Raw genomic sequence first — 25,444 nt, 5'->3', positions numbered from 1 at the left:
AAAATATGCTTAATACTGATATTAACTCAATTGAGTTTAACAGTTACGCATCTGTCGATGATTGTAGGAATTTTGCAATAAATAGAGGGTTATCTCTACCAGATGAAGATGAAAAGATTATTATCTTGCTTAACAAGGCTATGGATTATTTGGAGACTATTAATTGGAAAGGGAAACCCTCTAATGAAAGTCAACCATTATCATGGCCACGTAAAGATATTGTCAAAGATTCTCGCAAAATTCCATGTGACGCAATACCCCAACAAATCATTGATGCACAATGCTACCTAGCAATTCATTCCAATGATATTGATTTGCTACCTGTTGTTAATGGTGGTAAAGAGGTATTAAGTGAGTCAATAGCGGGGGCTTTAAGTGTAACTTATGAATCTGGTGGTAAATATGATTTACCTAAAATCCCTTTCATCAACAGACTGTTAAATGGACTTTGTTACTCCAGCAATATCGTCAAAATATGCAGGGGGTAGTATGTCTTTTTATCTTCGCTCAAAAGAAACGGCAACAAGGCTTATTTCAAAATATGGTATGGAATATCTAGTCTTGAGAAAAGGTAAGGTTTCTATTGTAAATGGTAAAGAGGTTGTCACAGAAAATCAGACTTTCAGCGCAACAGGCATAAAAACCAATTATAACCCTATTGAGATTGACGGCACTGTCATTCAATCAGGCGATATTCAAATGGTTTTTTCTGCTAATGTCGAGCTAAAAATCAATGATATTGTAATTATTGACGGTGAAAAATATCTGATTAAACAGCCTAATCCTGTAAAACCTGCTGATGTTTTAATTTGTTACAAAGCTCAACTAAGGAAGGCATAGCATGTCAAATGGAAATGATTTTCTGCAATCGATCAATGCATTTGTTGATAAGGCTAAGGCTAACAATGAGCTTGTCGTTAAAAAGGGCTGTATTGAAATTCTGCAAGATATTATCAGAATGTCACCAGTAGGACAGCCTGAATTGTGGGCGATTAATCAAACCGCTGTAGCATATAACACTGCCGTTTCTGACTATAATTCATCTTTGCGAGATGATCCTGACAATCTAACTAGAAACGGAAGATTAAAAAAAGGTCTGAAAGTTCACGATTCAATGGATATCAAAAAAAGAGCAAATTATTCTGGTGGGCGGTTTCGTGGCAACTGGCAAGTTACCTTTAATGTCCCCGCATCTGGTGAATTGGATAGAATTGATCCGTCTGGAGTGGAAACATTAAAAGATGGTATCGAGCAAATTGGGCGGTATACTTACGGCGTTCAATCAATCTACTTTACTAACAACCTACCTTATAGCGTGAGATTAGAATTTGGACACTCTAAACAAGCGCCTAACGGCATTGTCAGGGTCGCCGCACTAAATGCTCAAGTTCATTTTGAAAACGCCACAAAAGGAGGTTAATAATTGATTTCGACAATTTCAGAATTGCTAGAATCGCATTTAGATATCATTGCCAACCAGCTAGGTTTACCAATCATTTATGAAAACATTGAAGCAACACCCAATGACGAAATATACTTGAAATCCAACATATTGCCAGCAATCACAACCAGCTTTGATTTGGGCGGTAATTCACGGATTTACAAAGGAGTTTATCAAGTTAGCGTAGTAGCTCCAATTAACACTGGTAAATCACACTCTCAGCAGATATCAGAAGCGATTATTACGCATTTCAAACTCAATACAGAGTTAACCAAGGGTAACTTTTCACTTTACATCAATTCAGTACCAAGCGTTTATCCTGCTATTACGGATAAAACCACGTACACAATACCTGTTAGCATGAATTATCGTGCTGACACATTAATTTAATCATATTTAGGAGTTTTATACTATGGCATTTGCTTTACCTAACGGTGCGCGTGTTTACGTGCAAAAATCAAAAGGTGACACTTTAACGTTTGACGTCATTACTAATACCAAAGAAGCTATTGTCACCTTGAAAACTAACCATGGGTTAGTGGTAGGTGATGAAGTTATGATTACATCAGGTTGGGCTAAACTTGATTATATCGTGGCTAGAATATCTCGTGTTAATGGAGCAGAAGTTACGCTAGGCAATATTAATACTGTCAATGTAAACATGTTCCCAGCGGGAGAAGGAGCGGGGACAGTCACTAAAATCACAGCTTGGGAGCGCTTACCTCAAATTAAAGAGGTTTCTACCGAAGGAGGCGATCAGCAATACGTCCAAATTCAATTTCTTGAAGATGACAAAGAAAAACAATTACCTACTATCAAATCAGCTAAAAGTAAAATATATACCGTCGGTCATGATAGTTCTTTACCTGTTTATTCTGTGCTACAAGAATTAGACCAATCAAATGATGCTGTAGCGATGAAGATGTATGTCCCTAAGGCTAAAGAAACCCGATATGACGCGGTAAGAATATCATTTGATCCAACCCCAGAGACAGCAATCAACGATATTGAAGTTGTAAAAGTTCATACGACTGTTGAATCACCAGCTATCACATTTTATAAAGATAAATAAGGATTAACATAATGGCAAAATTTAAATTAGTCGCAGACCCAACTTTCAAATGCAAAGTTTTAATCCCTCGTGCAGGACAGGAAGACGGAGAAATCGAGCTAACATTTAAACACTATATTAAAGATACGCTTATTGAGCTGGAAAATGAACTACAAAACAAGCCAGAGATTGATTTTGTGATGAAATTGGTATCGGGCTGGAACTTAAATGAGGAGTTTAATAAAGAAAATATGAATATCTTGTTAAATAACTACCCAGCAGCAATTCGAGCTATTATGTCTACATATTACAAAGAGATGTTAGGTCAACGCGAAAAAAACTAATTGACCTTGCCATTGCTTTATATACCCCTGAGCCGTCAAAGGATGAATTGGCGGCTTTTGGTTTATCAGAAGCGGACTACGAAGGAGAGTATGTAGAAATATGGCAAGATAATTTAGATGCTTTTAGATTATTCAAGGCAATGTGTACTCAATGGCGTACTAGCATGGCAGGAGTTACAGGGCTTGATTACAACTGTATCCCGTGGGTAATGAAAGTTAATAACATCCCTGAAAATGAACGCATTTTTAATGATCTGCAAATCATGGAAGGGGAAGCGCTGAAATTAATGAATAAATCAAAATAACCACCTAAGGGTGGTTTTTATTGCCTCAACCTTTTAAATAACATACTATTAACGAAAAATTAAGGAGAATGGTATGAAAAAATTAATATTAATGACTCTAGTTAGTATAGCTTTATTTGGCTGTGGTGAGAAAAAAGTCACTGAAGATATGCTTATTGGGGATTGGGGGTGTACATTTGCTAGATACAACGCAAAATGGGAAAATGGTCTTTTTCAGGACTTTGATGCTTCTCATGGAAAAGCGACAAATAAAACCCTAGTAAGGTTTTATACTAAAGATAATCAGCTTTGGGTAGAGAGTGAAAAAAAAGTTAATCCATTTAATCTAAATTATTTTAGCGGGGAATCATCGATATCTAAGTCAGCTTTTGGCATAACCACTAAAAACAATAATTCTATTGAATATATATCTTCTGATAAATTTAAAATAAAAACAATATATGAAAGCAGAGATGAAGTTGACGAAACTAACAACAATAAAGAGAAAACAGAATTGATATGCGAAAGAATAATGGAGTAAATTTTAATTATTTACGAAGATAAAAAATGCTTGAATGTTAATCTAAGCCTTAAACCAAAAATCAATTGAATATCGATCATATATATTAACGCATTGATTAATAGTATTATTATTTATACGCAATAAATGGTTAAGATATCAAATTATCATTAATCAATAAATTATTATTAGATAAAATCTAACCAAGATCACAACCCGCCTAGTTCGGGTTTCTTTTATTCTTTGTTAACAAATTTTGTCATATTATGAAGTCATTAGCGAAGAGTTAAAAATCTAAAAGTTCAGGCTTAATATGTAGTGCTTCAGCAATTTTAATCCGCGTTGTTTTTCTTAACTTTTGGCTTTTTTCATATTGAGAATATGCTGACTGGCTAATACCGATTCTATTTGCCACTTCAACTTGAGATAAATCCAAATATTCACGCCACGCTTGAGCTGGCGAATAGTTATTATCAAAAACCATGTTAACGACATCGCTTGGTACACCAGATTCAATGTCAATTGTCTTGGATTTAGATAACTCTAAATATTGATTGTATGGTAAAACCACAAATTGCGGTTGCCCTTGTTCGTTATTAATAAATTGTATATTAGTAAGTTCGGTCATCTCGTTTTTTCACCTCTTCAATAGAAACAATATGAATATAGCCATCAAAATTAAAAAACACTCGATAATTACCAACTCTTAACCTGTATTGATATTTATGGTCAGTCAATGCTTTTACATTAATACAATTTGGCATATCAGCTAAACCATCAATCTTATTACGAATTAGATTATTGTTAGGTATTTTCCGCAACTGCTTCAATGCCTTGATTTGATAGATAATTTTATTCATTTTGCTTTTCTAATCAATTTTAACATAAGTATTATATAAGATTTATAAGTATTTTTCAATATAAATATAAGATTTATTTTTTATCTCTCTCATTTGAGAAATTTTGATATCTGGAGAAATTTATGGCGGAAGAAATTACATCGCTGAAACTGAAAATTGATGTGCAAAGCGTCGAAGAGGCAAATAGAAAGCTGGACGACTTCAGCAGAAGCACTAAGAAAGTTGTATCTGCCACTGACGAATTAGCAGAAGCAAAAAAGCGAGTACCAAACATAACCGCTGAAGAGCTAAAAGACTTTAATAGAGTTTATCAAAACGCAGTTAAAGGAGCGAAAGCGGCTAGAGCTAGCGCCGAAGCGGAAAGAAAACTAATTTCAACCAGAAAGCAACTTTCGGAATTAAGCGATAAATTATATATTTCCTATAGGAATCAGATTGATAGCTTGAGAAATGTCAACACAGCTTCGAAAGAATTGGAGCGAGTGAGAAACAGTCTCAACAAAAGCTATAAAAACGGTCGAATTGATATAAATAATTATTCTCAATTGCTATCCGATATTTCAGTCAAACAAAAGGAAGTTACGACCGCTGAAACAATAGCAACTAAAGCAAAAGCAGACTTTCTTAATAAACTAAAAGAACAGCTCGCAACTCAAAACATGACAAAAGAGCAGTTGTTGAAATATCGAGCCGCTCAGCTTGGTGTTAGTTCGGCCGCTGATGTTTACATTAAAAAATTAAACCAAGTAAATACGTCAACCCGTACATTTAGTCAAAGCTCACGACTAGCAACAAATCAAGCCGCTAAGATGCAAATGCAACTTATGCGAGGTAATTTCTCAGGTATGAACTCGCTTGGTATGTCAATGATCATGAAGAATGGTATTGGCAATACTTTTAGTACGCTATTAACGTCTCTTAATCCCGTTAACATAGGCATTTCAGCGTTAGTTGGCTTCTTGGGAAGTATGATACCTAAGTTGTTTGAATCTGAAAGCGCTACCGATAAATTAGCGGCGGCTCAGGAGAGGTTAAATAAAGCACTAACTACAGATAAAAGCACTGGGCTAACCTTTTTATCTGACGAAATGACACAGCTTTTAAAGAAAAGCCCGTCATTAGTTAAGGCATTGCTAAAAAATACCGAAAAAGATGCCCAAACAACAATGTCAAGCGTCAAAACAAAGGTTCAAAATAGTTTTAAGGAGATGGAATCTTATTGGACAGAACATCGCATTATTCAGGCAACTAATGGGGAATCTCGTTTAGATTCTGTTTTACAGCGAATTCAGCAAATCAAAGAAAGTGGTCAAGATTTAAATGCAATGTTTAAATCGACAGACTTGGCAACTCTTCATGCAGTTAGTGGAATTGAAGGGAAAATTGAAGCTTATGCTGAATACTTTGGTATATCAAAAGAGCAGGCTCAAGATTTATTGGTTGAACTTTCAGATATTAAGGCTGAAACTGATTCAATCAAAACAGAAGAAAAAATCACTCAACTAATAGAAAAAGTTAGTCAACTATATCTAACGACAGGAAGTAACAATAATAAGTTCGAATCATTTATTAACGGACTAAAGGAAATAGCAAAAGAAGCTGATGACGCAACATTAAAATTAAAGTTTCTAAGGCTATTCGCTAATGACCCAACAGGTGGGGCAGACCCTAAAAAAAGCCCTTTCTATCAATACTCACAAATGATAATGACACGCAGTGAGCGCACAGAAGCTGAAATTGCGGAGATGAATAAAAAGGCTGATGAAGCCAACAAAATATATAAACCAGATGATGACAATTATGTAACTGATGAAAAGAGAAGAAAAGCTGAAGCTAAGATTAGAGCAAACAACGCAGAAAGAGGAAGCTCGGCAACCAACTTATTGCATACTTCACAACAGCAAGAAATCAGTCTTAAGAACCAATTACAAGCACTGCGGGAGCAAAGCTTATCTGTTAATACCATCACGGCAGAACGTAAAAAATACTTCGATTTACAAGCGCAAATTCAAGTCTTAGAAAGCACTGGTAATAAATCCAAACTATCAGCCCAAGAAAAATATGTTCTTGCTCATAAGGACGCCTTGCTTGCTCAATATGCTAAAAATGCTGCTTTAGGCGATGAAATTGCTCAATACGAAAAAGCAACTAAAGCGCTTCTTAAAATGCAAGAGTATGCGACCAATTTATCAGCTAAAGCAAAAGCTACTCAAGCTACGTTTGGTATGACTTCTAAGAACACCAATCGATACAATGAAATGTCAGAACTGGACGCTCAACGTGACATCGCTTTAAAGGGGACTACAAACCCGAATGAAATAGCAAAAGTCACCGAGGAGTATAACAAAGCCAAACAGGCATTACAGCAGAGTTGGCAGCAGGAAGACATCAATCAAGGCGATTGGATTACTGGCTTAAAAGTTGGTTTAGAAGAATATGCTGAATCCGCCAAAAATGTATTCAGTGCGTTTCGTGACTTCTCGCAACAGGCATTAAGCTCAGTTTCCAGCGCAATGACTGAATTTGTTACGACAGGCAAAATGAACTTCAAATCACTCACTAAATCAATTCTGACTAACATCATAGAAATTATTAACAAAATGTTAGTCGCGAAGGCTATTCAATCTGCAATGGGTTGGATGGGGGGTGGCGGAGGAGGTGGCGGAGCAGGTAAAGCCACTGGAGGGCTTCAGCAAGCCTATACAGGTGGTTACATGCGAGGCTACGCAACTGGCGGTAGTGTTGAGGAGCTTATTAGTCGCGTTGGTTTTACTGGACGAGGCAATAAGTATGAGCCTGCGGGCATTGTCCATAAAGGTGAATTCGTTTTTACTAAAGAAGCAACAAAGCGTATTGGCGTCAATAATCTTTATGAGCTTATGGAGAGCGCCCAAAAAGGTTATGCGGATGGAGGGTACGTGAATGCAAGACCTGCACCCATTGCCGTTATGCGTCAATCTAAATCATCAGGCGGGATAAACGTAACAACAAATGTTGCAGTAAACATGGCTTCAAATAACACTGAAACATCTAAAGAAAATTTAGATTCTGGACAAATTGAGGGGCAAATGACAGCAATTATTCAAAAGCAAGTTAATGAAACCATTCAGAAGCTTGTATCACCTGGTGGAGATGTCTATAACTTAATACGGTCTCGATAAGGAGTAAAAAATGACTGATGTATTCAAGTGGAAAACGATGGGCACTCCAATTGGCACCGACTCATTAAATGTTAATGAAGCGAGTTTTGGAGATGGTTATACTCAACTTTCTACGAACGGAATAAATAACGCTAGTGAGGCATGGGAGCTTACTTATACAGGGCAAATCGAACAGATTGGAGATGTGAGAAATTTTCTAAGGTCTCATGTTATCAACTCATTTAAATGGAAAAACCCTTACGGTGAGGAAAAATTATACCGAGTTGAGAACAAGTCTATAAAATCTGATTTCGTTGGCGGTAAAGTTGTTTCAATTTCATTTAGATTCATAGAATCCTACGCCCCATAAATTATATCAATTCATTTAATAAACCACCTTCGGGTGGTTTTTTCATTTATGGAGAAAATAAATGCCAATTACACAAGACCTGCAAACACTTGAGGGTAATGAGCTTATACAGCTTGTTGAACTTGACGGAACTAAGTTTGGGCTTGATGAAATATTCCGATTTCATGCGCATAACATTTCCGCAGAAGGGTGGGCGTCATTTGTCGCTGATAACTTACCATCAATTAAATGGCAAGGGAAAGAGTATCTACCCTATCCCTATGAACTAAAAGACATTGAGTTAAGCAGTGTCGGCTCTCAACCAACGCCGAAACTATCAGTTGGAAATATCGATAACAGAGTGACAAGACTATGTCTTGATTATGATGATTTAGTCCAAGCCAAAGTCAGAATTCATACAACGATGGCTAAATATCTTGACGCCTCAAACTGGGTAAATGGCAATCCAACCGCTGACCCAACTCAAGAACGCGTGCAATTATTTTTTATTAATAGCAAAAAACCAGAAACAAAAAAAATGGTTGAATTTGAACTGTGTTCACCTTTTGACATCCAAAATTTACAACTTCCTACACGGCAAATCACCACCGTTTGTACTTGGTGTATGCGTGGCTGGTACCGCAGCGGAACAGGCTGTGATTATGCGGGTAATAACTATTTCACTAAAGATGGCTTTGCAACCGATGACCCAGCCAAGGACGAGTGCGGTGGGCTTTTGAAGGACTGCAAGGCTCGCCATGGTAGCGACCCACTTCCTTTTGGTGGATTCCCTGCAGCAAATCTACAGGGCAAATAATATGCGACAAAAATTATTAGATTCAATTAAAAAACATGTTGAAAGTGAATACCCAAATGAGGCTTGCGGTTTCATTGTTGATACAGGTAAAACTCAAAAATACATTCCTTGTAAAAATATGTCCGATAATCCAACCGAACACTTTTTAATATCGCCTGATGAACAGTTGGACGCTGAAAAACAGGGGGAAATTATTATGGTCGTTCATTCCCACCCTGATACTCCCATACTAGTCCCTTCTGAATTTGACCGTATCCAGTGTGATCATTCAGGCATTGAATGGGGGATTATGTCTTATCCAGACGGTGATTTTTGCACTATTTCACCAAGAATCAATCGAGATTATACAGGGCGTCCATGGTTGATTGGCTACGCTGATTGCTGGGCTTTAATTATGGATTATCACAAGCGTGAACATGGAATTAATTTAAAAAATTATTCAGTTGATCGTGAGTGGTGGGAAAGTGGCAAAGAAAAACTATACGACGATAACTGGCAAGCTGAAGGATTTATTGAGGTCAGTTTAGAAGAAATGAAAACAGGGGACGTGATCATGATGCGAATTGGCGCATCAGTGACTAATCATGCCGCTATTTATGTAGGTGATAACCTCATTCTGCATCACTTATACGGTCAATTATCCTCACGCACTCCTTACGGTAAATATTTTCGAGATAGAACAGTTCGCATAGTAAGACATAAGGATTTATTTAATGCTCAGTAATATAACATTTAAAGGCGCTATGGCTAGACAATTTGGTAAAAATCACCAATACGATGTACAAAATATTAAAGAACTTTTACGGGCATTGTGTGCAACGAAAAAGGGTTTTGAAAAATATATGAATTCTGCGCACATGAAAGGCATTAAGTTTGCATTTTTCGTGGATGGTAAAAACATTGGTATTGATGAGTTCGATATTAATGCAAAAGGCAAAAACTACATGATCATGCCAGTGGCTCAAGGTTCTAAAAGCGGGGGGATGCTCCAAATTGTTATCGGTGCTATTGCGTTGGTTGCGGCATTTTTCACAGCAGGAGCATCACTAGCAGCATGGGGGGCAGCTATGGCTGCTACTACGGTTAGCGCAACATCCATTTTAACAGGGCTTGGCATCAGTATGATGCTTGGCGGAGTTGTTCAATTACTTACCCCGCAACCTAAATTCAACGCAGGAACATCGTCAAGCGCGGAAAACAAACCAAATTATGGGTTTGGTGGTCCCGTTAATACAGATGCAGTTGGTCACCCAGTCTCTGTACTATTGGGAGAACGAGAGATTGGCGGGGCAGTAATTAATGCGGGTGTTTATTCAGAAGATCAACAATAGGTGAATTATGCAATTAATAGAAGGTCAAAAGGGCGGTAGTAAGAAACAACACAAGCCATATGAACAACCTGATAATTTGCTTTCTACAGCTAAGCTTAAGGTTTTACTTGCGTTAAGCGAGGGCGAAATTCAAGGCGATTTAACACCTCAAAATATTTTTATTGATAACACGCCTTTGGCAAATCAAGACGGCTCTCAAAATTTTGATGGTGTAAAATGGGAGTTTCGTAACGGATCGCAAACTCAAGATTATATTCAAGGGATACCCGAAATTAGCAATGAACTAAGAGCTAATTATATTGTTAAAGAAAATAAACCTTGGGTTAGGTCTTTTTCTAACTTAGACCTCGATGCAGTACGGATTAAATTAAACTTACCTACGCAAGTGGAATATAAGGATAATGGCGATTCCGTCGGAACTGTAACCCATTATGCTATTGATTTATCAACCGATGGAAGCACTTTTGAAACAGTCGTAAATGGGAAATTTGATGGTAAAACCACATCTGAGTATCAAAGAGATCATCGCATTGATTTACCTAACGCGATAGACGGATGGACAATTCGTGTTAGACGATTAACACCCGATTCTAAGTCGAGCAAATTAATTAACGCCTTTGGGGTATCTTCTTATGCAGAAGTGATTGACAGTAAAATCCGTTATCCCAATACAGCATTACTTTATATAGAACTAGATGCAAGCCAATTTAATGGTTCAGTGCCTAAAATAAGCTGTTTCTTAAAGGGTAAAATTGTTCCTGTTCCCGACAATTACGATCCAGTATCGCGAACTTATTCTGGCACATGGACAGGCTCCTTTAAAATGGCATATACAAACAACCCAGCTTGGCTTGCTCACTATTTAATGCAAGATGAGATAGCGGGAATGGGGCTAAGAATTGATGCTACTATGATAGATAAATGGGCAATTTATCAACTAGCACAGTACTGTGACGAGATGGTGTCTGATGGACGAGGCGGTAAAGAGCCAAGGTTTGCCTGCAATGAATACATTCAAAGCCAAGAAGACGCTTATACAGTACTAAAAGACTTAATCGCCTCTTTTCGGGGTATCATCTATTGGGGTAACGATCAGATATGTTTAACCGCAGACATGCCTCAAGATGAGCCTGATTTCATCTATCACCCGTCAAATGTTATTGGCGACTTCACTTATTCAGGTGGCTCTTATAAAAATCGTTATACATCTTGCTTAGTTGCATATTCAAACCCTGATAACCACTTCAATGATGATGTTGAACCCGTGTGGGATTTAAACTTAATGCGTCGATACGATGTTAACGTCATGAAGTTAACCGCAATTGGGTGTACTTCTCAAGCCGAGGCGCAAAGGCGTGGGCGTTGGGCACTATTATCCAATGCAAAAGACGGTGTTGTCGCCTTTACTGTTGGCTTAGATGGTTATATCCCATTACCCGCTCGTATTATTGGGGTAGCCGACCCCGCTCGGTCAGGCAAAGAGAATGGGGGGCGCATTCATTCAGTTGCTGGGCGAAAAATAACATTAGATAGGGAGGTAGAATATGATGTTGGTGATCGCTTGGTTATCAATTTACCAGACGGTACCGCCCAAAGTAGAACTATAAAATCTATTAGCGACGATAAAAAAACTATTACAGTTACTTCGAATTATAAAATAGAGCCAGTTGCTGGCGCAGTTTGGTGCATAGATAGCGACAATATCGCTATTCAATATTTTAGAGTAACCTCTGTATCTTCTAATAGCAATGCTCAATTTACAATAACAGCAGTTCAACACGATCCTGAAAAATTCAAATATATTGATGAGGGTGTGAGAATTGAACCTAAACCAATAACTGTAACCCCTCCAAGCTCCGTTACTGCTCCAAAAAACATTATTGTTTCGGAGAGCAGTTATGTGTCTCAAGGGCTGTCTGTAGCATCGTTGAATGTAAACTGGGATTCAGTAGATGGCGCAACAAATTATGTCGCTCAATGGCGTAAAGACAATTCCGCTTGGATTAATGTTGGAAATACGAACGGCTCAAATTTCAGTGTTGAAGGTATTTACTCTGGCATTTATGAAGTTCGGGTGCGGGCTGTAAACGCAATTAACGCTTCATCTCCATGGGGATATTCTAAATCAACATATATAAAGGGAAAGATTGGCAAGCCTGATAAACCAATCGGATTTGAGGCGAGTGACAATGTTGTATTTGGAATAGATTTAAGATGGTCGCTTCCCAACAATAGCGGTGATGCCAGTCATACAGAAATTCAATATTCAATTAATGAAGATGAAAACAACGCGTTGCTACTAACAAATGTGACTTATCCTAGCTGTAATTATTCACAAACTGGATTAAAAATTGGTCAGATGTTTTTCTATCGCGCTCGAATTGTTGACAAAATTGGCAATGTTAGTGATTGGACAGAGTGGGTGCGAGGTATTTCTAGCACAAATACTAATGATTTGACCGACCATATTATGGACGAAATAAAAGAGACAGACGCATGGAATTCGCTTGTAGATTCGGTAGATAACACGGCTGTTAGTTCAATTGAGAATGCTAAATCAATTATCGAAAATGCGTTGGCAAATGATACTGAGACACGACGCCGTAGAATTGAAAATGGCAACTTGGCAGCAGAAATCAGCGAAACGAATTCTGTTTTATTAACTGAAAAAGAGGCGACGGCAATCGCTTTGAAGGAGCTTCGCTCTAACTATGGAAATGTTAGTAGTAATTTATCAGAACTAAAACAAACGACAGCAGAACAAAATGCTGCCACAGCTAAATCAATTGAAGCTATTAAAACTAAAGTTGGTGATGTTACAACATCTATTTCAGATGTTAGTGAAACGGTAAATAATCTCAATGGGAAAATCTCAGCTCATCGAACGATGAAAGTAGAAGTGGATGACAAAGGTCAACAGTATGTCGCTGGTATGACAATGGGGGTTGAAAATACTGAAACTGGTATGCAATCTAATGTTATTTTCTTACAAGATCGGTTTTCGATTATGAATGCGGCAAATGGGAATCCTCAACCAGTTTTTACGACACATGGGAATCAAGTTGTCATTAATGATGCAGTTATTGGTAATGGGACTATTACTGACGCAAAAATTGGTAATGTTATTCAGTCTGATAATTATAAGTATGGAGTGTCAGGTTGGCAATTGTTAAAAAATCCGGGGGTATTGAATGCAGTTAATGCCAATATTTCTGGGAAAATAATAGCGACATCGGGCGAACTTAACAATGTAGTCATTAATGATACTTGTAAAATAAATAAATTACGAGTCGATCAGTTAGAAGGGGATGTTTTAAGGACTGTTAATGTAGTTAGGGGCACTGAGATATATATACCTCCATGTGATTATGACAGAAGAATCACGTCAATGCCAATAATTATAACATCGTACGGTGGTTCAATTGATATAGCTGTTTATGTGAATGGCATTATATCTTTAAAATTAAGTGTGTGCGGGGTTTATTATAATGGTAGTAAAAAATATTTTCTTGATATAGAACAGGGTATTTTTGAACATACCCTGTTGCGTGGACAATCCATTCGTATCAAATATGCATTTATTAATGAAAAGAATACCCCGCCTGGTATCGGAGTTGACGGGGAACCAGGAATAAACACGTACCCCGGAAAGCTAACATTATTTTTGTCTAAAATTTAATTTAAAAAAACACATTAAAACTATGGTTTTTATAAAAATTTAAGGAAACATATGTCTTGGTACAAAGAAGGCTCTATCAATATTGAGCATAAAAGTAAAATAGTAACTGGCGTTAATACAAGGTGGGCAAACCCATTGATTGGTATTTGCGCTGGGCAAATGTTGATTTTACAGCTATCAAATGCAATAGAAATTTATGAGATTGCATCCATTCAATCTGATACGCAGTTAACATTAGCTAAGGAGTATTGCGGAGCAAATAAAGTAGGGGTTAAGTACGAAATCCCTACATCACCAAAAGTTTCTATTGAAGCACTAGCCTTAAGAATATCTGAGATGTTGAATTATTATCAAATTCAACTTGATTCTTGGCAAACGATATTGACGAGTGAAGATGAGGTTACTCTAACCGCTCCAGACGGTAATCAAGTTACAATAAAATCCCAATATGCAATTTCGAATGAACTTATTAAACTGTTAGAACAGAGTAAGGGCTACGCCGAACAATCAGAAAAAAATGCTGATATAGCTAAAAATGCAAGTTCGTCAGCGACCAATAGTGCCACAGCAGCAAAAAACAGTGCAGATAATGCGAAAAACTCAGCTGATTTAGCTAATCAGTCAGCAACAAATGCAAAAAATTCAGCCCAGCAATCAGCAGATAATGCTATTGCAACCAAATTTTCAGCAGATGCAGCTAAAACCTCTGAGCAATCTGCTAAAAAATCAGCAGATGACGCTAAAAATGCTGTTTCATCAATTGATACTTCAGTTTTCATAAAAAAATCTGGTGTAGATAATCAGTCTATTGATGGCTCATTAGATGTTAAAAATTTAACTGAAAATGGTCAGTGTGTTTACTCACCTAACAATAAACCAACGGCTGATGATATTGGTTCTATTCCTGCCATCAAAAAAGAGGTTAACGGAGCACCTATTTACATGGTAGGTAGCAGTATTGATGCTGCTTCAATTAGTGTAAACGGTAAATCAGTCATCACAGATGTTTCAGATATTCAATCTAAATTAACAGAGCTGAATAACAGAGCTCATGTTACTGAATCATATCAAAATGGCGACAGCTGGTATCGAGTTTATTCGGATGGGTTTATTGAGCAGTCTAGCGTTATTAATGTAACAACAGGGCGTATTAATGCAATTTGTGAAACTTTGGTTAACTTGATTAAACCGATGAGAACAAGAAATTATGGTGTTACGGTTGATAGAATTAACGCTGGTGGTTGGGCTAGAGTTGACTTTGCGTATGCTGAATTATATGAAGCATCATTTCGGCTCGCATCATTTTCTTCGTACACATGTCAATCCCTTGTTAGATGGACTGTAAGGGGGTACTAATCATGACATATACGAACGAAGAATACGCAGAAATGGCTATTAAAGCGAATGAAGAAGGCAAGGCTTTAAAAGAGGTAAAAGGAAAGCTAAAGCTGGTTGAACCTGCCCCTATTCATTTGTCTGACGAACAAATTGTCTCGCAAAATAAAGCTATGAAAATCTCACTAATCAACGAGGCTAACGAAAAAATAGCTATTTTACAGGATGTTATAGATTTAGACATGCTAGAGGCTGATGAAGAAGTGCAACTTAAAAAATGGAAAAAATATCGCATATTATTAACTCGTGTTGATACGTCAGATGTTAATGCCTTGTTTCCTGAAAAGCCCGTTTAGGGCTTAACTGGTAATTCAATATCTAATTTACTTGTATCAATAGATTTTAGTTGTATACGATACAATTTCCATTTTTTAAGTAGTTTTTTATCATCATCTGTTGCTATTTCAAGCTCTATTTTGTCATTCAAGATTTCTATCTCACTATTAGCATCAGATAACAAATTTGCTAATTTTGATTGGTTTAGTTTAATGATAAAAGCATTTTTCTGCTCTTCATCAAGTACCCATTTTTTACCATTCCATTTGCAAAAATCGAATGGTTCTAATAACGTAAAACCGCTTTTTATTGGACCTAGATAATCAATTTTAACAGTTTCTTTTGTTTCAATATTATACGCATTTTTTCCGCGGTTATCTTCAATGTGAATCCATTTCCCTCCCTTTTCGCACGGACAATAACCTTCTTTAAATGTAGGAGAAATTCGCAACGCATTATCAGGTGGTAATGTGTCATCGTTCGCTTCTAATTGATGTGTAAATGGTTTTAAATCGTTTGTGTTATCGTAATAATAATTAATCATTTTAAACTCCCAAATAAATTGCTGGCGTCATGCCGATATTTATAGATCTATTCTCATTTGCGGTTGGTGCTGCTAGCGACGCATCGAACGATACAGCTGTATGCCATCCGCTGGAGTTCCCGCCATATGCTGGGCTAGCAACGGCATCAACCCTAAACGCACCGCTCGCATCTAGTTTCGAGGCGAGAATATTACCGAATCGGGCGGTAATATTACGTATAGCATCATCCTCCCAGCTACCTACTTGCCGAGTAGTTCCATCCACAGCACGTATAAAACAGCCACGTCCATCTGGAGCAAATGCAGTTGGCACGTTAATATATTGTAGACCGTTAATAGTTTTAATCGTAATGCGATGATCGTTTTTATAATTAGCTGATAAACTATTTAATGCTTGTCCTTGTGGCGAACTAAGCAGATAATTATCTCCGTTCATAAAATACCAACCGAACGGCAACTCACTACGACGAAATGCCGAAAAATCCCATTTACCAATCCAGTCAGAACACACTAAATGGCTACCTACCATGTAAATAGGTTTAATTTATTCTCAGTTTTTTATATTCACGACCTCGACTATCATTATATTTATCAGTCATTTGCTGAGATTTATGACCCAATAATGTCATTGTATCAATTCGTTGTTCTCTATATAAACGTTCTGCTAGTGAGCGAATTTCATGGAAAGTGGTAGGTGTTCCCGTCCAATAATCACGATTAAAAACTCTATCGCGTAATCGTGAAAATTGACGCGTTATATCGTCTAATTTTATTTTTTCATTATTACGACTGACTAAAAAATCATTATCAGCTGATTCAATAATGTCTCGTAAACTAGTGCCAATTTTTTTACATTCCAGTTTTATCGGTAGCGCGATTTTTGCACCTGTTTTGTATTGATCAACTAATAAATAATTTCGTTTAACATTTGATTTTTTCATTTCAGCTATATCTGAACGACGTTGACCTGTGACTAATGCTAATGTCATAGCGTCATGCATTATTTTGTTTCCTGTTTTTTCCGCCTCACTCAATATTTTTTTGAACTCGCCTAACGTCATCCGTGAACGTTTGACCACAACTGTGGGGCATTTGATTGGTTCAGCTGGGTTTCTGTCATTCCAACCGTGAGCGTACGCCTCACGAAACACGTCTTTTAGCAGATGATACATGCATTTTGCGGATGGAGCCTTATCTTGGTCTGTATATATTTTAATTAATTTTGTGATATCAGGTGGAGTTATTTGTGTGAGAGGATTATCTCCAATTTGCTGACGAATAACTTTTATTAAATACGTTTTAATTTCGATCGTTTTTGGTTTTAAATTGCGTCCATCGAGAATTTTTATATATTCATCTAGCCAGTTATTTACTGTTTGAGGTTTTGTTGATTTGAATAGTCTAGATAGAAATAACATAGTGCATCCTAAAATTTATTATTTTGCACTAAAATTTGTAGACTTCGCTATATTATTTACAATTTGCTGTAGTTAACTAACTAAATAAATTGTCAAGCTGCAACTTAACATGCTCTACGGCATCTTGATACGATTCAAAAATTCCGACTTTGTTTAATCTACCGTTTTTATAAAAACACCACCAATCATTGTGTATATCGCATGACGGAAAAATCAAGTACGAATCATTGTCGCAATCGTAAATTGAATCGGTGTCTGGATCGGTTAGTATGTAAATTGTTTTTGTATAGTTTATTGTGATCATGTTATGAAAGATTAGTTAGTTTTATTCATCATAAACTAATATTTTTTTGGAGTGTGACTTGAAGTGAAATTGTGGGAAGTGGATCGCAAAAAATTAGTGTGCCGTATTTGTGCCGTAAACTTTGTTAAAAATAACAAAAAATAGTGAATAAATATACATATTTTAAATTGGCTAACCTCATAACTAATTGAATATTAATAAATTAAAAACACGTTAAATAATAATACATGTGACTCTTAATCAATTGGTCGCGGGTTCGATCCCCTCACAACCCACCATTCACCAGATTCATCCAATACTATTATCCCACATCTTGGAAAATAATTATTGATTTATTAAGGCGTTACATATACTATTTCTCTTCTATGAAGTTGAATCATAGATTTGTTATGATTCTTAATAGCACGTTATAATTATTTAAGTATAGAAATTCCAAATGTTTTCACTAACTACAGGCCAAGTAATTCTAATTCTGTTAATAGTTGCACCGTTTTATTTTTGGTATATCTATTTACCAATTCTTCTCATAGGTATTCTTTTGCTTTGTTTCAATAGAAAGAAGCGAGAAAATGAGACAAATAGGTTTTATTATAAAGTTGGTAAATTTTTAATTGGATTTATCATTGTTAGCTTAATTATTTCATTATTAAGCATTTTGTGTTTACTTAATAGCTGAATATTTTTTGAGATGATGTTGATAAGATAAGAGTATTGAATGCTAATTGAAGTGCGGTATTTAATCGAACTTGAACAATTTTTTCAATGTTTGAGATTGAATCGACTACCGAAATCTTTTAATAGGGTATTTTTTATTTTATCAAAAATAGTGAGCAATTGTCGTGCTGATTAACATATTTAATCGTTTAGCGTAATTTATAAAAAGTTCTGAATCAAATGTATAAATCAATGAAAATTGATAATGACTTTAAGGGACTCATCACTCGAAAAGTAATATACTAAAAAGTAATCGGTTTTCTTTTAACTTTTTACTTTATTATTGAGGAGTGGTATATTACATCAAGGTGTTGAGTGGATAATAAACGTTATATGTTTAATAAGTATTTTTTTAATAGCTCTTTTCTGATCCCTCATACCCCTGCATTTATTCTATTTTTTCCTGAATTGTGTGTTTACTGAGTTTGTATAGATCACACTAAGATTTATGGCGAGTCTTCATTTTTTATTTCAACTAACTTATGAGTCATAATATGAATTCATATCTATTACTTTTTATTGCGATTATTTGTGAAGTGATTGCAACTTCTTCATTAAAACTTTCTAACGGTTTTACGCATTTATTATATTCAATAATTACTATTGTTGGTTATAGCGCGTCATTTTATGTTCTTTCGTTGGCCTTAAAAACAATTCCTGTCGGTATTGCTTATGCGATTTGGTCGGGGATCGGGATTATTATTATCAGTTTGATAGCTTGGATTTTTATGAAGCAATCTTTAGATCTAGCAGCATTAATTGGTATGGGCTTTATTATATTTGGTGTGGTTATTATTAACCTATTTTCAAATGTTAGCGGGCATTAATATAAACATATTGCGTTGATAATAACTTAAATACTATTTGAACGTTATCTGACTGTAGTTAGCGTTTGAACATAAAAAAACCGGAGTTGTACTCCGGTTTGCGTTTTTCAAAAATATTTCTAAGCTAATTATAATAGCATGTTTCTCAACTTAGATTTCATTAGCGTGTTGTTTTAAGTAGCTAGCAACGCCATTTGGATTTGCTTGCATACCTTGTTTTCCTTTTGTCCATTGTGCAGGGCAAACTTCACCATGTTCTTCATGGAATTGGAAAGCATCAACAATACGTAGCATTTCATCAATGTTACGACCAATTGGTAAATCATTAATTGTTTCATGACGAACAACGCCTGATTTATCAATAAAAAATGATGCACGAAGAGCGACACCTGCTTCAGGATGTTCAACACCATAAGATTGCATAATGCTATGTTTTATATCGGCAACGATAGGGAATTTCACTTCTCCGATACCACCTTTATCTTGTGGTGTATTACGCCATGCATTATGAACATATTCTGAGTCCATTGAGACACCAATTACTTCAACACCACGTTTTTTGAACTCTTCTAAACGGTGATCGAATGCAATAATTTCTGATGGGCATACAAAAGTGAAGTCCATAGGCCAGAAAAATACTACGGCATATTTACCTTTAATATGCTCAGCTAAATTAAAATTATTTACAATTTCGCCAGTACCTAGTACTGCTGCTGAAGTAAAATCTGGTGCTTTACGAGTGACTAATGTCATAACATTTTTCCTTTTATTATAGATGCTTGATATGCGAATCATTATATCAATCTGAGCCGATACGCCAAGTTGTTATCAGCAATTGATTTCATAAGTTTAACCTATGGTAAGTAAATTATTATTCGGTTTTAGTTATCGTTTTATTGGGTTTTCCCTTATTTTTAATGTCTCGGTGACGTTGTTTTAGCTTTTTCTTTTTCGTCTCTTCTCGCTTTTTAACCACATTTTTTTGTTTAGCTTTTTGCGAAGGTTTCTTTTTTGTTACTGGTTTAGGTGCTTTGGTTTTTGGGCGTAGTTCATCAATTGTTCTTAATTTGATAGGCTCACGAATATAACGTTCAATTTTTTGTAATAACTCATTATCGTGCGCCTCAATCAACATAATTGCTGTACCTTTTTTCCCTGCTCTAGCGGTTCGACCAATTCGATGTAAATAGACATCAGCCGTTTTAGGTGCATCAAAATTTATAACATGGGTAATATCGTCAATATCTATCCCTCTAGCAGCAACATCAGTTGCTACCAGTACGTTGACCGTGTTGTTATTCATCCGTTTGATGGCTTCGTTACGTTTGGCTTGAACCATTTCTCCTTCTAAATAACAACTATGAATTCCAGCTTGATGCAGCAGTGAAACCAATTCATGTACGCGTTCACGTTTACGAACAAAGACGATAGTTTTTTTAACTTCTTCCTGCTTTAATAAGTGAGTTAACAACGCGACTTTATGTGTCAAATCATCAGCACGATAATAAAATTGTAAAATCTTCTTTCGTTCTTTTCGAGAAGGATCAGCATTGATTTCAACAGGTTCGTTAAGAATTCGATTAGCAAAACTATGTAATCCTTCACCTTCTAACGTTGCTGAAAATAGTAATGTTTGTTTACGCCAGCGCGTTTCAGCTGAAATGGTTTCAACGTCTTGAGCAAACCCCATATCTAACATGCGATCGGCTTCATCCAAAATTAGTATTTCTACTGCACGACAATCAAAGTTTTCTTCTTTAATGTATTGTAATAGACGTCCGGTTGTTGCAATGACTATATCCTGATTTTTGCTGAAAACTTCGGCATGATTCATATAAGCAACCCCACCTGTAATCGTGGCTATACTCAAGTGTGTTGACTTGGTTAGTAGTTTTGCCTGTTCAGCTATTTGCATAGCTAATTCTCGAGTGGGGGTTAAGATTAATATTCTTGGCGGTCCAGGTTTTCGACGTGGAAAATCAAGCAGATGTTGTACCGCTGGAATTAAAAATGCCAATGTTTTACCTGTTCCTGTGGGTGCTGATCCTAAAACATCTTTACCGTCTAGGGCTACAGGGATAGTTTGTGCTTGTATTGCTGTGGGTTCGTTAATGTTTTGCGCTTGCAGATTTTCAATTAAAATATCATCTAACTGTAAATCAGAGAAAGTTTGCGTTGTCATAGTGCTCTTCTAATCTATCATTTTGCCCCACATTATAACGGCAATCGCTATAACTACAATCTTTATCAGCAACCAATCATATCATATGAAAGTAAAAATTGTTTTAATTGCAGACGCTTTATTTGATAGGCAACTACTGGCGTATGAGCTTATCATAAGCTGGGGATTATGATAGAATTATGATTTTTAGAAATTATAAAATACTATTCACTCTTTATCAAAATTGATGGTCGAATTATAAATATGACAGAATCTTTTTCGAACGATAAATATAACCAGCAGTTACAAAATAAAATAATCAATTTAAAAACGATATTATCTGATTTTCAATTACCCGAGTTAGTGACTTATTCTTCACCTATTAGTCATTATCGAATGCGTGCTGAATTTAGAATTTGGCATAATGGTGATGAGCTTTATCATATAATGTATGATAAGAAGAAAAGAGTCAGAATAGATAGTTTTCCTATTGCTTCAAAACTGATTAACAAGGCAATGCAGTCGATTTTACCTTTAATTCAATATAACGATAATTTGCGTCATAAGCTTTTTCAAATTGATTATTTCTCTACACTTAGTGGGCAGTTATTAATAACACTTTTGTATCATAAAAAATTAGGTGACGAATGGATAATTGCTGCTGAGCGTTTAAAACAACAATTAGCTGAACTAGGGATTAATGCTAATCTGGTTGGTCGAGCAAGTAATCAAAAAATTGCCATTGATGCTGATTATGTTGATGAGGTTTTACCAATATTTGATAAGACTTTTAAATATCGACAAGTTGAAAACAGTTTTACTCAACCTAATGCGGCTATCAATATAAAAATGTTGGAATGGGCTGTTTCGATAACTAAAGAGTCGAAAGGTGATCTTCTAGAGTTTTATTGTGGTAACGGTAATTTCTCGATTGCATTGGCTCAAAATTTTAATAAAGTCTTAGCAACTGAGATTGCAAAAGCTTCCGTCTATTCAGCACAACATAATATCAAAATCAATAATATTGATAATTTAATTATTGTGAGATTATCTGCTGAGGAGTTTACTTCTGCCATTAGGAAAGAGAGGGATTTTAATCGATTAAATGGTATTAATTTAGAAGATTATCATTGTCAAACTGTGTTGGTAGATCCTCCTCGAGCGGGATTAGACGATAAAACGATTAATATCATTCAAAGTTATGATCGAATTGTCTATATTTCATGTAATCCTTATACTTTAAAAGATAATTTGCAACGACTTACTCAAACGCATTATATAGAACATTTTGCTATGTTTGACCAATTTCCTTATACTGATCATATTGAAACAGGTATTGTATTACGTAAAAAGGAATATCAATAATATTCAAAAACGGTTAATCTGGTTTAAATAAGATAAATTTTATGCCAAATTAACTGTTTTATTCCAATTATTTCATATTAAGTGGTTTAAAAAGCAAAAAAAAACCCTAGATAAACTAGGGCTGCATTAAATTGCAAGGAATGGATGAAAGGAAATAAAACAATGAAACAATACTGTCTAGCCTCATGAATCATTGTGGTGCTACTATAGCAAACCTAAACAGACGTTTTAATGACTGCAAAATTACAAAATAGTCACTGAAATGTCATGATGTCATTTGACTTCCTAATATATCCTATAACTGCATTATGCAATTTCGATAACCTGATAAAACATTAAGGAATATTCAATATGAAATTGTTAGTTGTTGAAGATGAACAAAAAACCGGTGAATATCTTCGTCAAGGTTTAGTTGAATCAGGATTTATTGTAGATCTTACTGATAACGGACTCGATGGTTATCATCGAGCAATGACTGAAGATTATGATCTGATTATTCTTGATGTAATGCTACCTGATATTGTGGGTTGGAAAATTGTACAGTCTTTGCGTGAAGCAGGGAAAGATACTCAAATTATTTTACTTACTGCAATGGGAAGTGTTGAAGATAAAGTGAAAGGACTCAATTTAGGCGCAGACGACTATTTAGTTAAACCTTTTTCTTTCGCTGAATTGTTAGCAAGAATTAAATCCTTATTAAGACGAAACGTTCCACAAGTCAATAATTATCAATTAAGCATTGCTGATTTAATTATGGACTTACCTAAACGAACAGTAACCCGAGGTGATAAAAGAATTGATTTAACGAATAAAGAATTTTTATTACTAGAATATTTTTTACGTTATCCCGGAGAAGTTTTACCAAGATCCCTTATTGCTTCACAAGTATGGGATATGAATTTTGACAGCGATACCAATGTAATTGATGTAGCAATTAGGCGATTGAGGAACAAAATCGATGCCGATTTTGAACCTAAATTAATTCATACAGTCCGTGGAATGGGATATAAATTAGATGTCTTGGATGAAGCAGAGTAACTTCATATCTTTTCGTATACCACTTATCGTATGCCTGCTAACCTGCGGGCTACTTTATTGTTTCAGTTATCTTATTGAACATACGTTTGAAAAAATTTCAATTCAGCAAAATGTTTCGGAATTGAATTCAGTTATTACCTCAATCGAACGAGAACTTACCTATTATTCACCCGATGAAAATCGAGATGAATTCTTTCAAAATCTACTACTCATCTTGACAGGTCATCATCATTTATTTGTTTATATCATTGATGATTCAGGAAAAATTGTGTATCGCACTCGTGGTCCTAATTTATCTATTGCTTTATCACAAGAAGATTTTGAACGATTGATTACCGAAAACAGTACGGCGATTTGGAATATCGATAAATCATCTTATCGTATCGGTGCTTCCAGAGTTCTACTGGATGAAGGGCGTCAATATACGACAATAGTTGCAGTAGCGCGCAATTTACAGCTTGAATTTATAAATCGATTGAGAAATGGATTAGGTTTACTAATTGCTATTTCTTGTGTGTTAGCATTGATTGGATCGTTAATTTCCATTTATTACACACAAAAACCAATTAATCGTTTAATTAAAAAAATTGAACGAATTAATATGAAAAGCTTAAATTATCGTATTTCAACAGCTTCGGTTCCTGTAAAATATGTGAGTTTGGTTAAGGCGTTTAATAATATGCTTCATCGAATGGAAGATGTCTTTGAACGACAACGCAATTTTACCGCAGATATTGCCCATGAAATGCGAACACCAATCACAAATCTAACGACACAAACGCAAATTGTTTTAAATAATGCGCGCTCTACAGAAGAGTACCGAGAAATTTTATATTCTAATTTAGAAGAGTATGAAAAAATGTCTCAGATGATATCGGATATGCTTTTTTTAGCACAAGCCGATAATCATCAGCTAGTACCTAATCTTATCGATATAGATTTACATTCGATGATTAGTTTAATGTGTGAATATTTTGAACCTTTGACTGATGAGAAAAATATTACTTTTGAACTTGAAGGTAATTGTTCTCATATTCAAGGCGATAAAATGATGTTAGGGCGGGCGATAAGTAATATCATCTCCAATGCGATTCGTTATACCCCTGAAAATCAAACAATTAAGATTAAATTGGGTCAACTCACGCAAAAACGAATTCAAATTATCATCTCTAACCCTGGTAAAAAGATTGAAAGTCGTCATTTACCTCATCTTTTTGACCGCTTTTATCGAGTTGATGAATCGCGTCATCGAAATAACAAAGATAGCTCAGGTACCGGAATTGGTTTGGCTATTGTAAAATCGATTATCGATACACATAAGGGTCATATTTATGTTGAATCAGATGATCTGTCTACACGTTTTATAATCAATCTTCCGACCGTTATTTAACATCATAATCACTTATTAAGAGATTAGCTGCAGCGTATGCGGCTTTTTCTCTTAGATCTTGAGGTACTAGTTGATTATCGACTACTTCATTAAGTACCATCATTACCGCACCTAACGCATCTTCAATATAACCTAAATCATTACTGCCAATTTGAGCATATCTTTCACGAATTAGCTCATGATATTTGTTCATATT

General features: G+C 35.7%; 28 protein-coding genes. 20 read left to right on the top strand and 8 right to left on the bottom strand.

Annotation, left to right across the window (positions count from 1 at the left end; all coding sequences use genetic code 11):
• The first annotated feature begins 5 nt into the window (after positions 1–5).
• From J3U18_RS07680 to J3U18_RS07645, 8 genes are all read left to right on the top strand, one after another.
• Positions 6–488, top strand: a complete 483-nt coding sequence (locus tag J3U18_RS07680; protein ID WP_267353488.1) for a DnaT-like ssDNA-binding protein — start codon at positions 6–8, stop codon at positions 486–488.
• A gap of 1 nt (position 489) precedes the next feature.
• Positions 490–840, top strand: a complete 351-nt coding sequence (locus tag J3U18_RS07675) for a hypothetical protein (RefSeq protein ID WP_267353486.1) — start codon at positions 490–492, stop codon at positions 838–840.
• Position 841: 1 nt separating this feature from the next.
• Positions 842–1,420, top strand: coding sequence for a hypothetical protein (locus J3U18_RS07670; protein ID WP_267353485.1), 579 nt, complete (start codon positions 842–844; stop codon positions 1,418–1,420).
• 3 nt (positions 1,421–1,423) lie between these two features.
• Entirely contained in the window at positions 1,424–1,831 is a 408-nt protein-coding gene (locus J3U18_RS07665; RefSeq protein WP_267353483.1) for a DUF4128 domain-containing protein, read from the top strand.
• A gap of 22 nt (positions 1,832–1,853) precedes the next feature.
• On the top strand, positions 1,854–2,513 hold the full coding sequence (locus J3U18_RS07660; RefSeq protein WP_267353482.1) for a phage tail protein: 660 nt from the start codon (positions 1,854–1,856) through the stop codon (positions 2,511–2,513).
• A gap of 11 nt (positions 2,514–2,524) precedes the next feature.
• The gene (locus J3U18_RS07655) at positions 2,525–2,836 is read left to right on the top strand and encodes a phage tail assembly chaperone (RefSeq protein ID WP_267353481.1); all 312 of its coding nucleotides are present in this window, start codon (positions 2,525–2,527) and stop codon (positions 2,834–2,836) included.
• A 47-nt stretch (positions 2,837–2,883) separates the two neighbouring features.
• Complete coding sequence (locus tag J3U18_RS07650) at positions 2,884–3,141, top strand: DUF1799 domain-containing protein (protein WP_267353480.1); 258 nt, start codon at positions 2,884–2,886, stop codon at positions 3,139–3,141.
• Positions 3,142–3,214: 73 nt separating this feature from the next.
• Positions 3,215–3,661, top strand: coding sequence for a hypothetical protein (locus J3U18_RS07645; RefSeq protein WP_267353478.1), 447 nt, complete (start codon positions 3,215–3,217; stop codon positions 3,659–3,661).
• Between the two features lie 265 nt (positions 3,662–3,926).
• Here the strand turns inward: J3U18_RS07645 and J3U18_RS07640 are convergent, their stop codons facing one another.
• The gene (locus tag J3U18_RS07640) at positions 3,927–4,268 is read right to left on the bottom strand and encodes a helix-turn-helix domain-containing protein (protein ID WP_267353476.1); all 342 of its coding nucleotides are present in this window, start codon (positions 4,266–4,268) and stop codon (positions 3,927–3,929) included.
• The gene (locus J3U18_RS07635; RefSeq protein ID WP_267353474.1) at positions 4,252–4,500 is read right to left on the bottom strand and encodes a type II toxin-antitoxin system RelE family toxin; all 249 of its coding nucleotides are present in this window, start codon (positions 4,498–4,500) and stop codon (positions 4,252–4,254) included. The genes J3U18_RS07640 and J3U18_RS07635 overlap by 17 nt, the downstream gene beginning before the upstream one ends.
• A gap of 482 nt (positions 4,501–4,982) precedes the next feature.
• Between J3U18_RS07635 and J3U18_RS07630 the strand changes: the two genes are divergently transcribed.
• The 8 genes from J3U18_RS07630 to J3U18_RS07595 all read left to right on the top strand — a co-directional run bounded on the left by J3U18_RS07630 (position 4,983) and on the right by J3U18_RS07595 (position 15,507).
• Complete coding sequence (locus tag J3U18_RS07630; RefSeq protein ID WP_267353472.1) at positions 4,983–7,661, top strand: phage tail tape measure protein; 2,679 nt, start codon at positions 4,983–4,985, stop codon at positions 7,659–7,661.
• Positions 7,662–7,671: 10 nt separating this feature from the next.
• Complete coding sequence (locus tag J3U18_RS07625; RefSeq protein ID WP_267353470.1) at positions 7,672–8,010, top strand: phage tail protein; 339 nt, start codon at positions 7,672–7,674, stop codon at positions 8,008–8,010.
• A 61-nt stretch (positions 8,011–8,071) separates the two neighbouring features.
• Positions 8,072–8,806, top strand: a complete 735-nt coding sequence (locus J3U18_RS07620) for a phage minor tail protein L (RefSeq protein ID WP_267353468.1) — start codon at positions 8,072–8,074, stop codon at positions 8,804–8,806.
• A 1-nt stretch (position 8,807) separates the two neighbouring features.
• Positions 8,808–9,530, top strand: coding sequence for a C40 family peptidase (locus tag J3U18_RS07615; RefSeq protein ID WP_267353466.1), 723 nt, complete (start codon positions 8,808–8,810; stop codon positions 9,528–9,530).
• A complete protein-coding gene (locus tag J3U18_RS07610; RefSeq protein WP_267353464.1) occupies positions 9,520–10,137 on the top strand; it encodes a tail assembly protein in 618 nt (205 codons plus the stop codon). The genes J3U18_RS07615 and J3U18_RS07610 overlap by 11 nt, the downstream gene beginning before the upstream one ends.
• Positions 10,138–10,144: 7 nt before the next feature.
• The gene (locus tag J3U18_RS07605) at positions 10,145–13,816 is read left to right on the top strand and encodes a host specificity protein J (protein WP_267353462.1); all 3,672 of its coding nucleotides are present in this window, start codon (positions 10,145–10,147) and stop codon (positions 13,814–13,816) included.
• Between the two features lie 51 nt (positions 13,817–13,867).
• Complete coding sequence (locus J3U18_RS07600; protein ID WP_267353461.1) at positions 13,868–15,172, top strand: hypothetical protein; 1,305 nt, start codon at positions 13,868–13,870, stop codon at positions 15,170–15,172.
• A gap of 2 nt (positions 15,173–15,174) precedes the next feature.
• A complete protein-coding gene (locus J3U18_RS07595) occupies positions 15,175–15,507 on the top strand; it encodes a tail fiber assembly protein (RefSeq protein WP_267353459.1) in 333 nt (110 codons plus the stop codon).
• Here the strand turns inward: J3U18_RS07595 and J3U18_RS07590 are convergent.
• Genes J3U18_RS07590 through J3U18_RS07580 form a run of 3 tightly spaced genes read right to left on the bottom strand, consistent with a single transcriptional unit; the run spans position 15,504 to position 17,449 of the window.
• Complete coding sequence (locus tag J3U18_RS07590; protein WP_267353457.1) at positions 15,504–16,031, bottom strand: tail fiber assembly protein; 528 nt, start codon at positions 16,029–16,031, stop codon at positions 15,504–15,506. The genes J3U18_RS07595 and J3U18_RS07590 overlap by 4 nt on opposite strands.
• A 1-nt stretch (position 16,032) precedes the next feature.
• Positions 16,033–16,560 (bottom strand): hypothetical protein, encoded by a 528-nt coding sequence (locus J3U18_RS07585; RefSeq protein WP_267353456.1) that lies wholly within the window; start codon positions 16,558–16,560, stop codon positions 16,033–16,035.
• Positions 16,561–16,570: 10 nt separating this feature from the next.
• Positions 16,571–17,449 carry a tyrosine-type recombinase/integrase gene (locus J3U18_RS07580; protein WP_267353455.1) on the bottom strand — a complete coding sequence of 293 codons (879 nt, stop codon included), beginning with the start codon at positions 17,447–17,449 and terminating at the stop codon, positions 16,571–16,573.
• 1,512 nt (positions 17,450–18,961) lie between these two features.
• On the opposite strand from J3U18_RS07580, the gene J3U18_RS07575 reads away from it, so the two are divergent.
• Positions 18,962–19,294 (top strand): DMT family transporter, encoded by a 333-nt coding sequence (locus tag J3U18_RS07575; protein ID WP_267353454.1) that lies wholly within the window; start codon positions 18,962–18,964, stop codon positions 19,292–19,294.
• A gap of 150 nt (positions 19,295–19,444) precedes the next feature.
• Here J3U18_RS07575 and J3U18_RS07570 read toward each other — a convergent pair whose 3' ends face one another.
• Positions 19,445–20,047, bottom strand: a complete 603-nt coding sequence (locus J3U18_RS07570; protein WP_065563210.1) for a peroxiredoxin C — start codon at positions 20,045–20,047, stop codon at positions 19,445–19,447.
• 118 nt (positions 20,048–20,165) lie between these two features.
• The gene (gene srmB / locus J3U18_RS07565; RefSeq protein ID WP_267353452.1) at positions 20,166–21,476 is read right to left on the bottom strand and encodes an ATP-dependent RNA helicase SrmB; all 1,311 of its coding nucleotides are present in this window, start codon (positions 21,474–21,476) and stop codon (positions 20,166–20,168) included.
• Positions 21,477–21,719: 243 nt separating this feature from the next.
• Here srmB and trmA point away from each other — a divergent pair, with 243 nt between their 5' ends.
• From trmA to J3U18_RS07550, 3 genes are all read left to right on the top strand, one after another.
• Entirely contained in the window at positions 21,720–22,820 is a 1,101-nt protein-coding gene (gene trmA, locus J3U18_RS07560; protein ID WP_267353450.1) for a tRNA (uridine(54)-C5)-methyltransferase TrmA, read from the top strand.
• A gap of 351 nt (positions 22,821–23,171) precedes the next feature.
• The gene (locus J3U18_RS07555) at positions 23,172–23,858 is read left to right on the top strand and encodes a heavy metal response regulator transcription factor (protein WP_065563213.1); all 687 of its coding nucleotides are present in this window, start codon (positions 23,172–23,174) and stop codon (positions 23,856–23,858) included.
• Positions 23,836–25,248, top strand: a complete 1,413-nt coding sequence (locus J3U18_RS07550) for a heavy metal sensor histidine kinase (protein WP_081299540.1) — start codon at positions 23,836–23,838, stop codon at positions 25,246–25,248. The genes J3U18_RS07555 and J3U18_RS07550 overlap by 23 nt, the downstream gene beginning before the upstream one ends.
• On the opposite strand, the gene J3U18_RS07545 is transcribed toward J3U18_RS07550, so the two are convergent.
• Entirely contained in the window at positions 25,241–25,441 is a 201-nt protein-coding gene (locus tag J3U18_RS07545; RefSeq protein ID WP_065734473.1) for a YaeP family protein, read from the bottom strand. The genes J3U18_RS07550 and J3U18_RS07545 overlap by 8 nt on opposite strands.
• Between the last annotated feature and the right edge of the window lie 3 nt (positions 25,442–25,444).

Source organism: Gilliamella sp. B3482, assembly GCF_026536805.1.
Taxonomy (GTDB): Bacteria; Pseudomonadota; Gammaproteobacteria; order Enterobacterales; family Orbaceae; genus Gilliamella; species Gilliamella apicola_E.
This window is presented reverse-complemented; position numbering and strand designations above follow the sequence as displayed.

Coding starts and splice junctions, on each gene's coding strand:
- J3U18_RS07680 (WP_267353488.1), top strand. CDS start 6: ATGCTTAATACTGATATTAACTCAATTGAGTTTAACAGTTACGCATCT.
- J3U18_RS07675 (WP_267353486.1), top strand. CDS start 490: ATGTCTTTTTATCTTCGCTCAAAAGAAACGGCAACAAGGCTTATTTCA.
- J3U18_RS07670 (WP_267353485.1), top strand. CDS start 842: ATGTCAAATGGAAATGATTTTCTGCAATCGATCAATGCATTTGTTGAT.
- J3U18_RS07660 (WP_267353482.1), top strand. CDS start 1,854: ATGGCATTTGCTTTACCTAACGGTGCGCGTGTTTACGTGCAAAAATCA.
- J3U18_RS07655 (WP_267353481.1), top strand. CDS start 2,525: ATGGCAAAATTTAAATTAGTCGCAGACCCAACTTTCAAATGCAAAGTT.
- J3U18_RS07645 (WP_267353478.1), top strand. CDS start 3,215: ATGAAAAAATTAATATTAATGACTCTAGTTAGTATAGCTTTATTTGGC.
- J3U18_RS07640 (WP_267353476.1), bottom strand. CDS start 4,268: ATGACCGAACTTACTAATATACAATTTATTAATAACGAACAAGGGCAA.
- J3U18_RS07635 (WP_267353474.1), bottom strand. CDS start 4,500: ATGAATAAAATTATCTATCAAATCAAGGCATTGAAGCAGTTGCGGAAA.
- J3U18_RS07625 (WP_267353470.1), top strand. CDS start 7,672: ATGACTGATGTATTCAAGTGGAAAACGATGGGCACTCCAATTGGCACC.
- J3U18_RS07620 (WP_267353468.1), top strand. CDS start 8,072: ATGCCAATTACACAAGACCTGCAAACACTTGAGGGTAATGAGCTTATA.
- J3U18_RS07615 (WP_267353466.1), top strand. CDS start 8,808: ATGCGACAAAAATTATTAGATTCAATTAAAAAACATGTTGAAAGTGAA.
- J3U18_RS07610 (WP_267353464.1), top strand. CDS start 9,520: ATGCTCAGTAATATAACATTTAAAGGCGCTATGGCTAGACAATTTGGT.
- J3U18_RS07605 (WP_267353462.1), top strand. CDS start 10,145: ATGCAATTAATAGAAGGTCAAAAGGGCGGTAGTAAGAAACAACACAAG.
- J3U18_RS07600 (WP_267353461.1), top strand. CDS start 13,868: ATGTCTTGGTACAAAGAAGGCTCTATCAATATTGAGCATAAAAGTAAA.
- J3U18_RS07595 (WP_267353459.1), top strand. CDS start 15,175: ATGACATATACGAACGAAGAATACGCAGAAATGGCTATTAAAGCGAAT.
- J3U18_RS07590 (WP_267353457.1), bottom strand. CDS start 16,031: ATGATTAATTATTATTACGATAACACAAACGATTTAAAACCATTTACA.
- J3U18_RS07585 (WP_267353456.1), bottom strand. CDS start 16,560: ATGGTAGGTAGCCATTTAGTGTGTTCTGACTGGATTGGTAAATGGGAT.
- J3U18_RS07580 (WP_267353455.1), bottom strand. CDS start 17,449: ATGTTATTTCTATCTAGACTATTCAAATCAACAAAACCTCAAACAGTA.
- J3U18_RS07575 (WP_267353454.1), top strand. CDS start 18,962: ATGAATTCATATCTATTACTTTTTATTGCGATTATTTGTGAAGTGATT.
- J3U18_RS07570 (WP_065563210.1), bottom strand. CDS start 20,047: ATGACATTAGTCACTCGTAAAGCACCAGATTTTACTTCAGCAGCAGTA.
- srmB (WP_267353452.1), bottom strand. CDS start 21,476: ATGACAACGCAAACTTTCTCTGATTTACAGTTAGATGATATTTTAATT.
- trmA (WP_267353450.1), top strand. CDS start 21,720: ATGACAGAATCTTTTTCGAACGATAAATATAACCAGCAGTTACAAAAT.
- J3U18_RS07555 (WP_065563213.1), top strand. CDS start 23,172: ATGAAATTGTTAGTTGTTGAAGATGAACAAAAAACCGGTGAATATCTT.
- J3U18_RS07550 (WP_081299540.1), top strand. CDS start 23,836: ATGTCTTGGATGAAGCAGAGTAACTTCATATCTTTTCGTATACCACTT.
- J3U18_RS07545 (WP_065734473.1), bottom strand. CDS start 25,441: ATGAACAAATATCATGAGCTAATTCGTGAAAGATATGCTCAAATTGGC.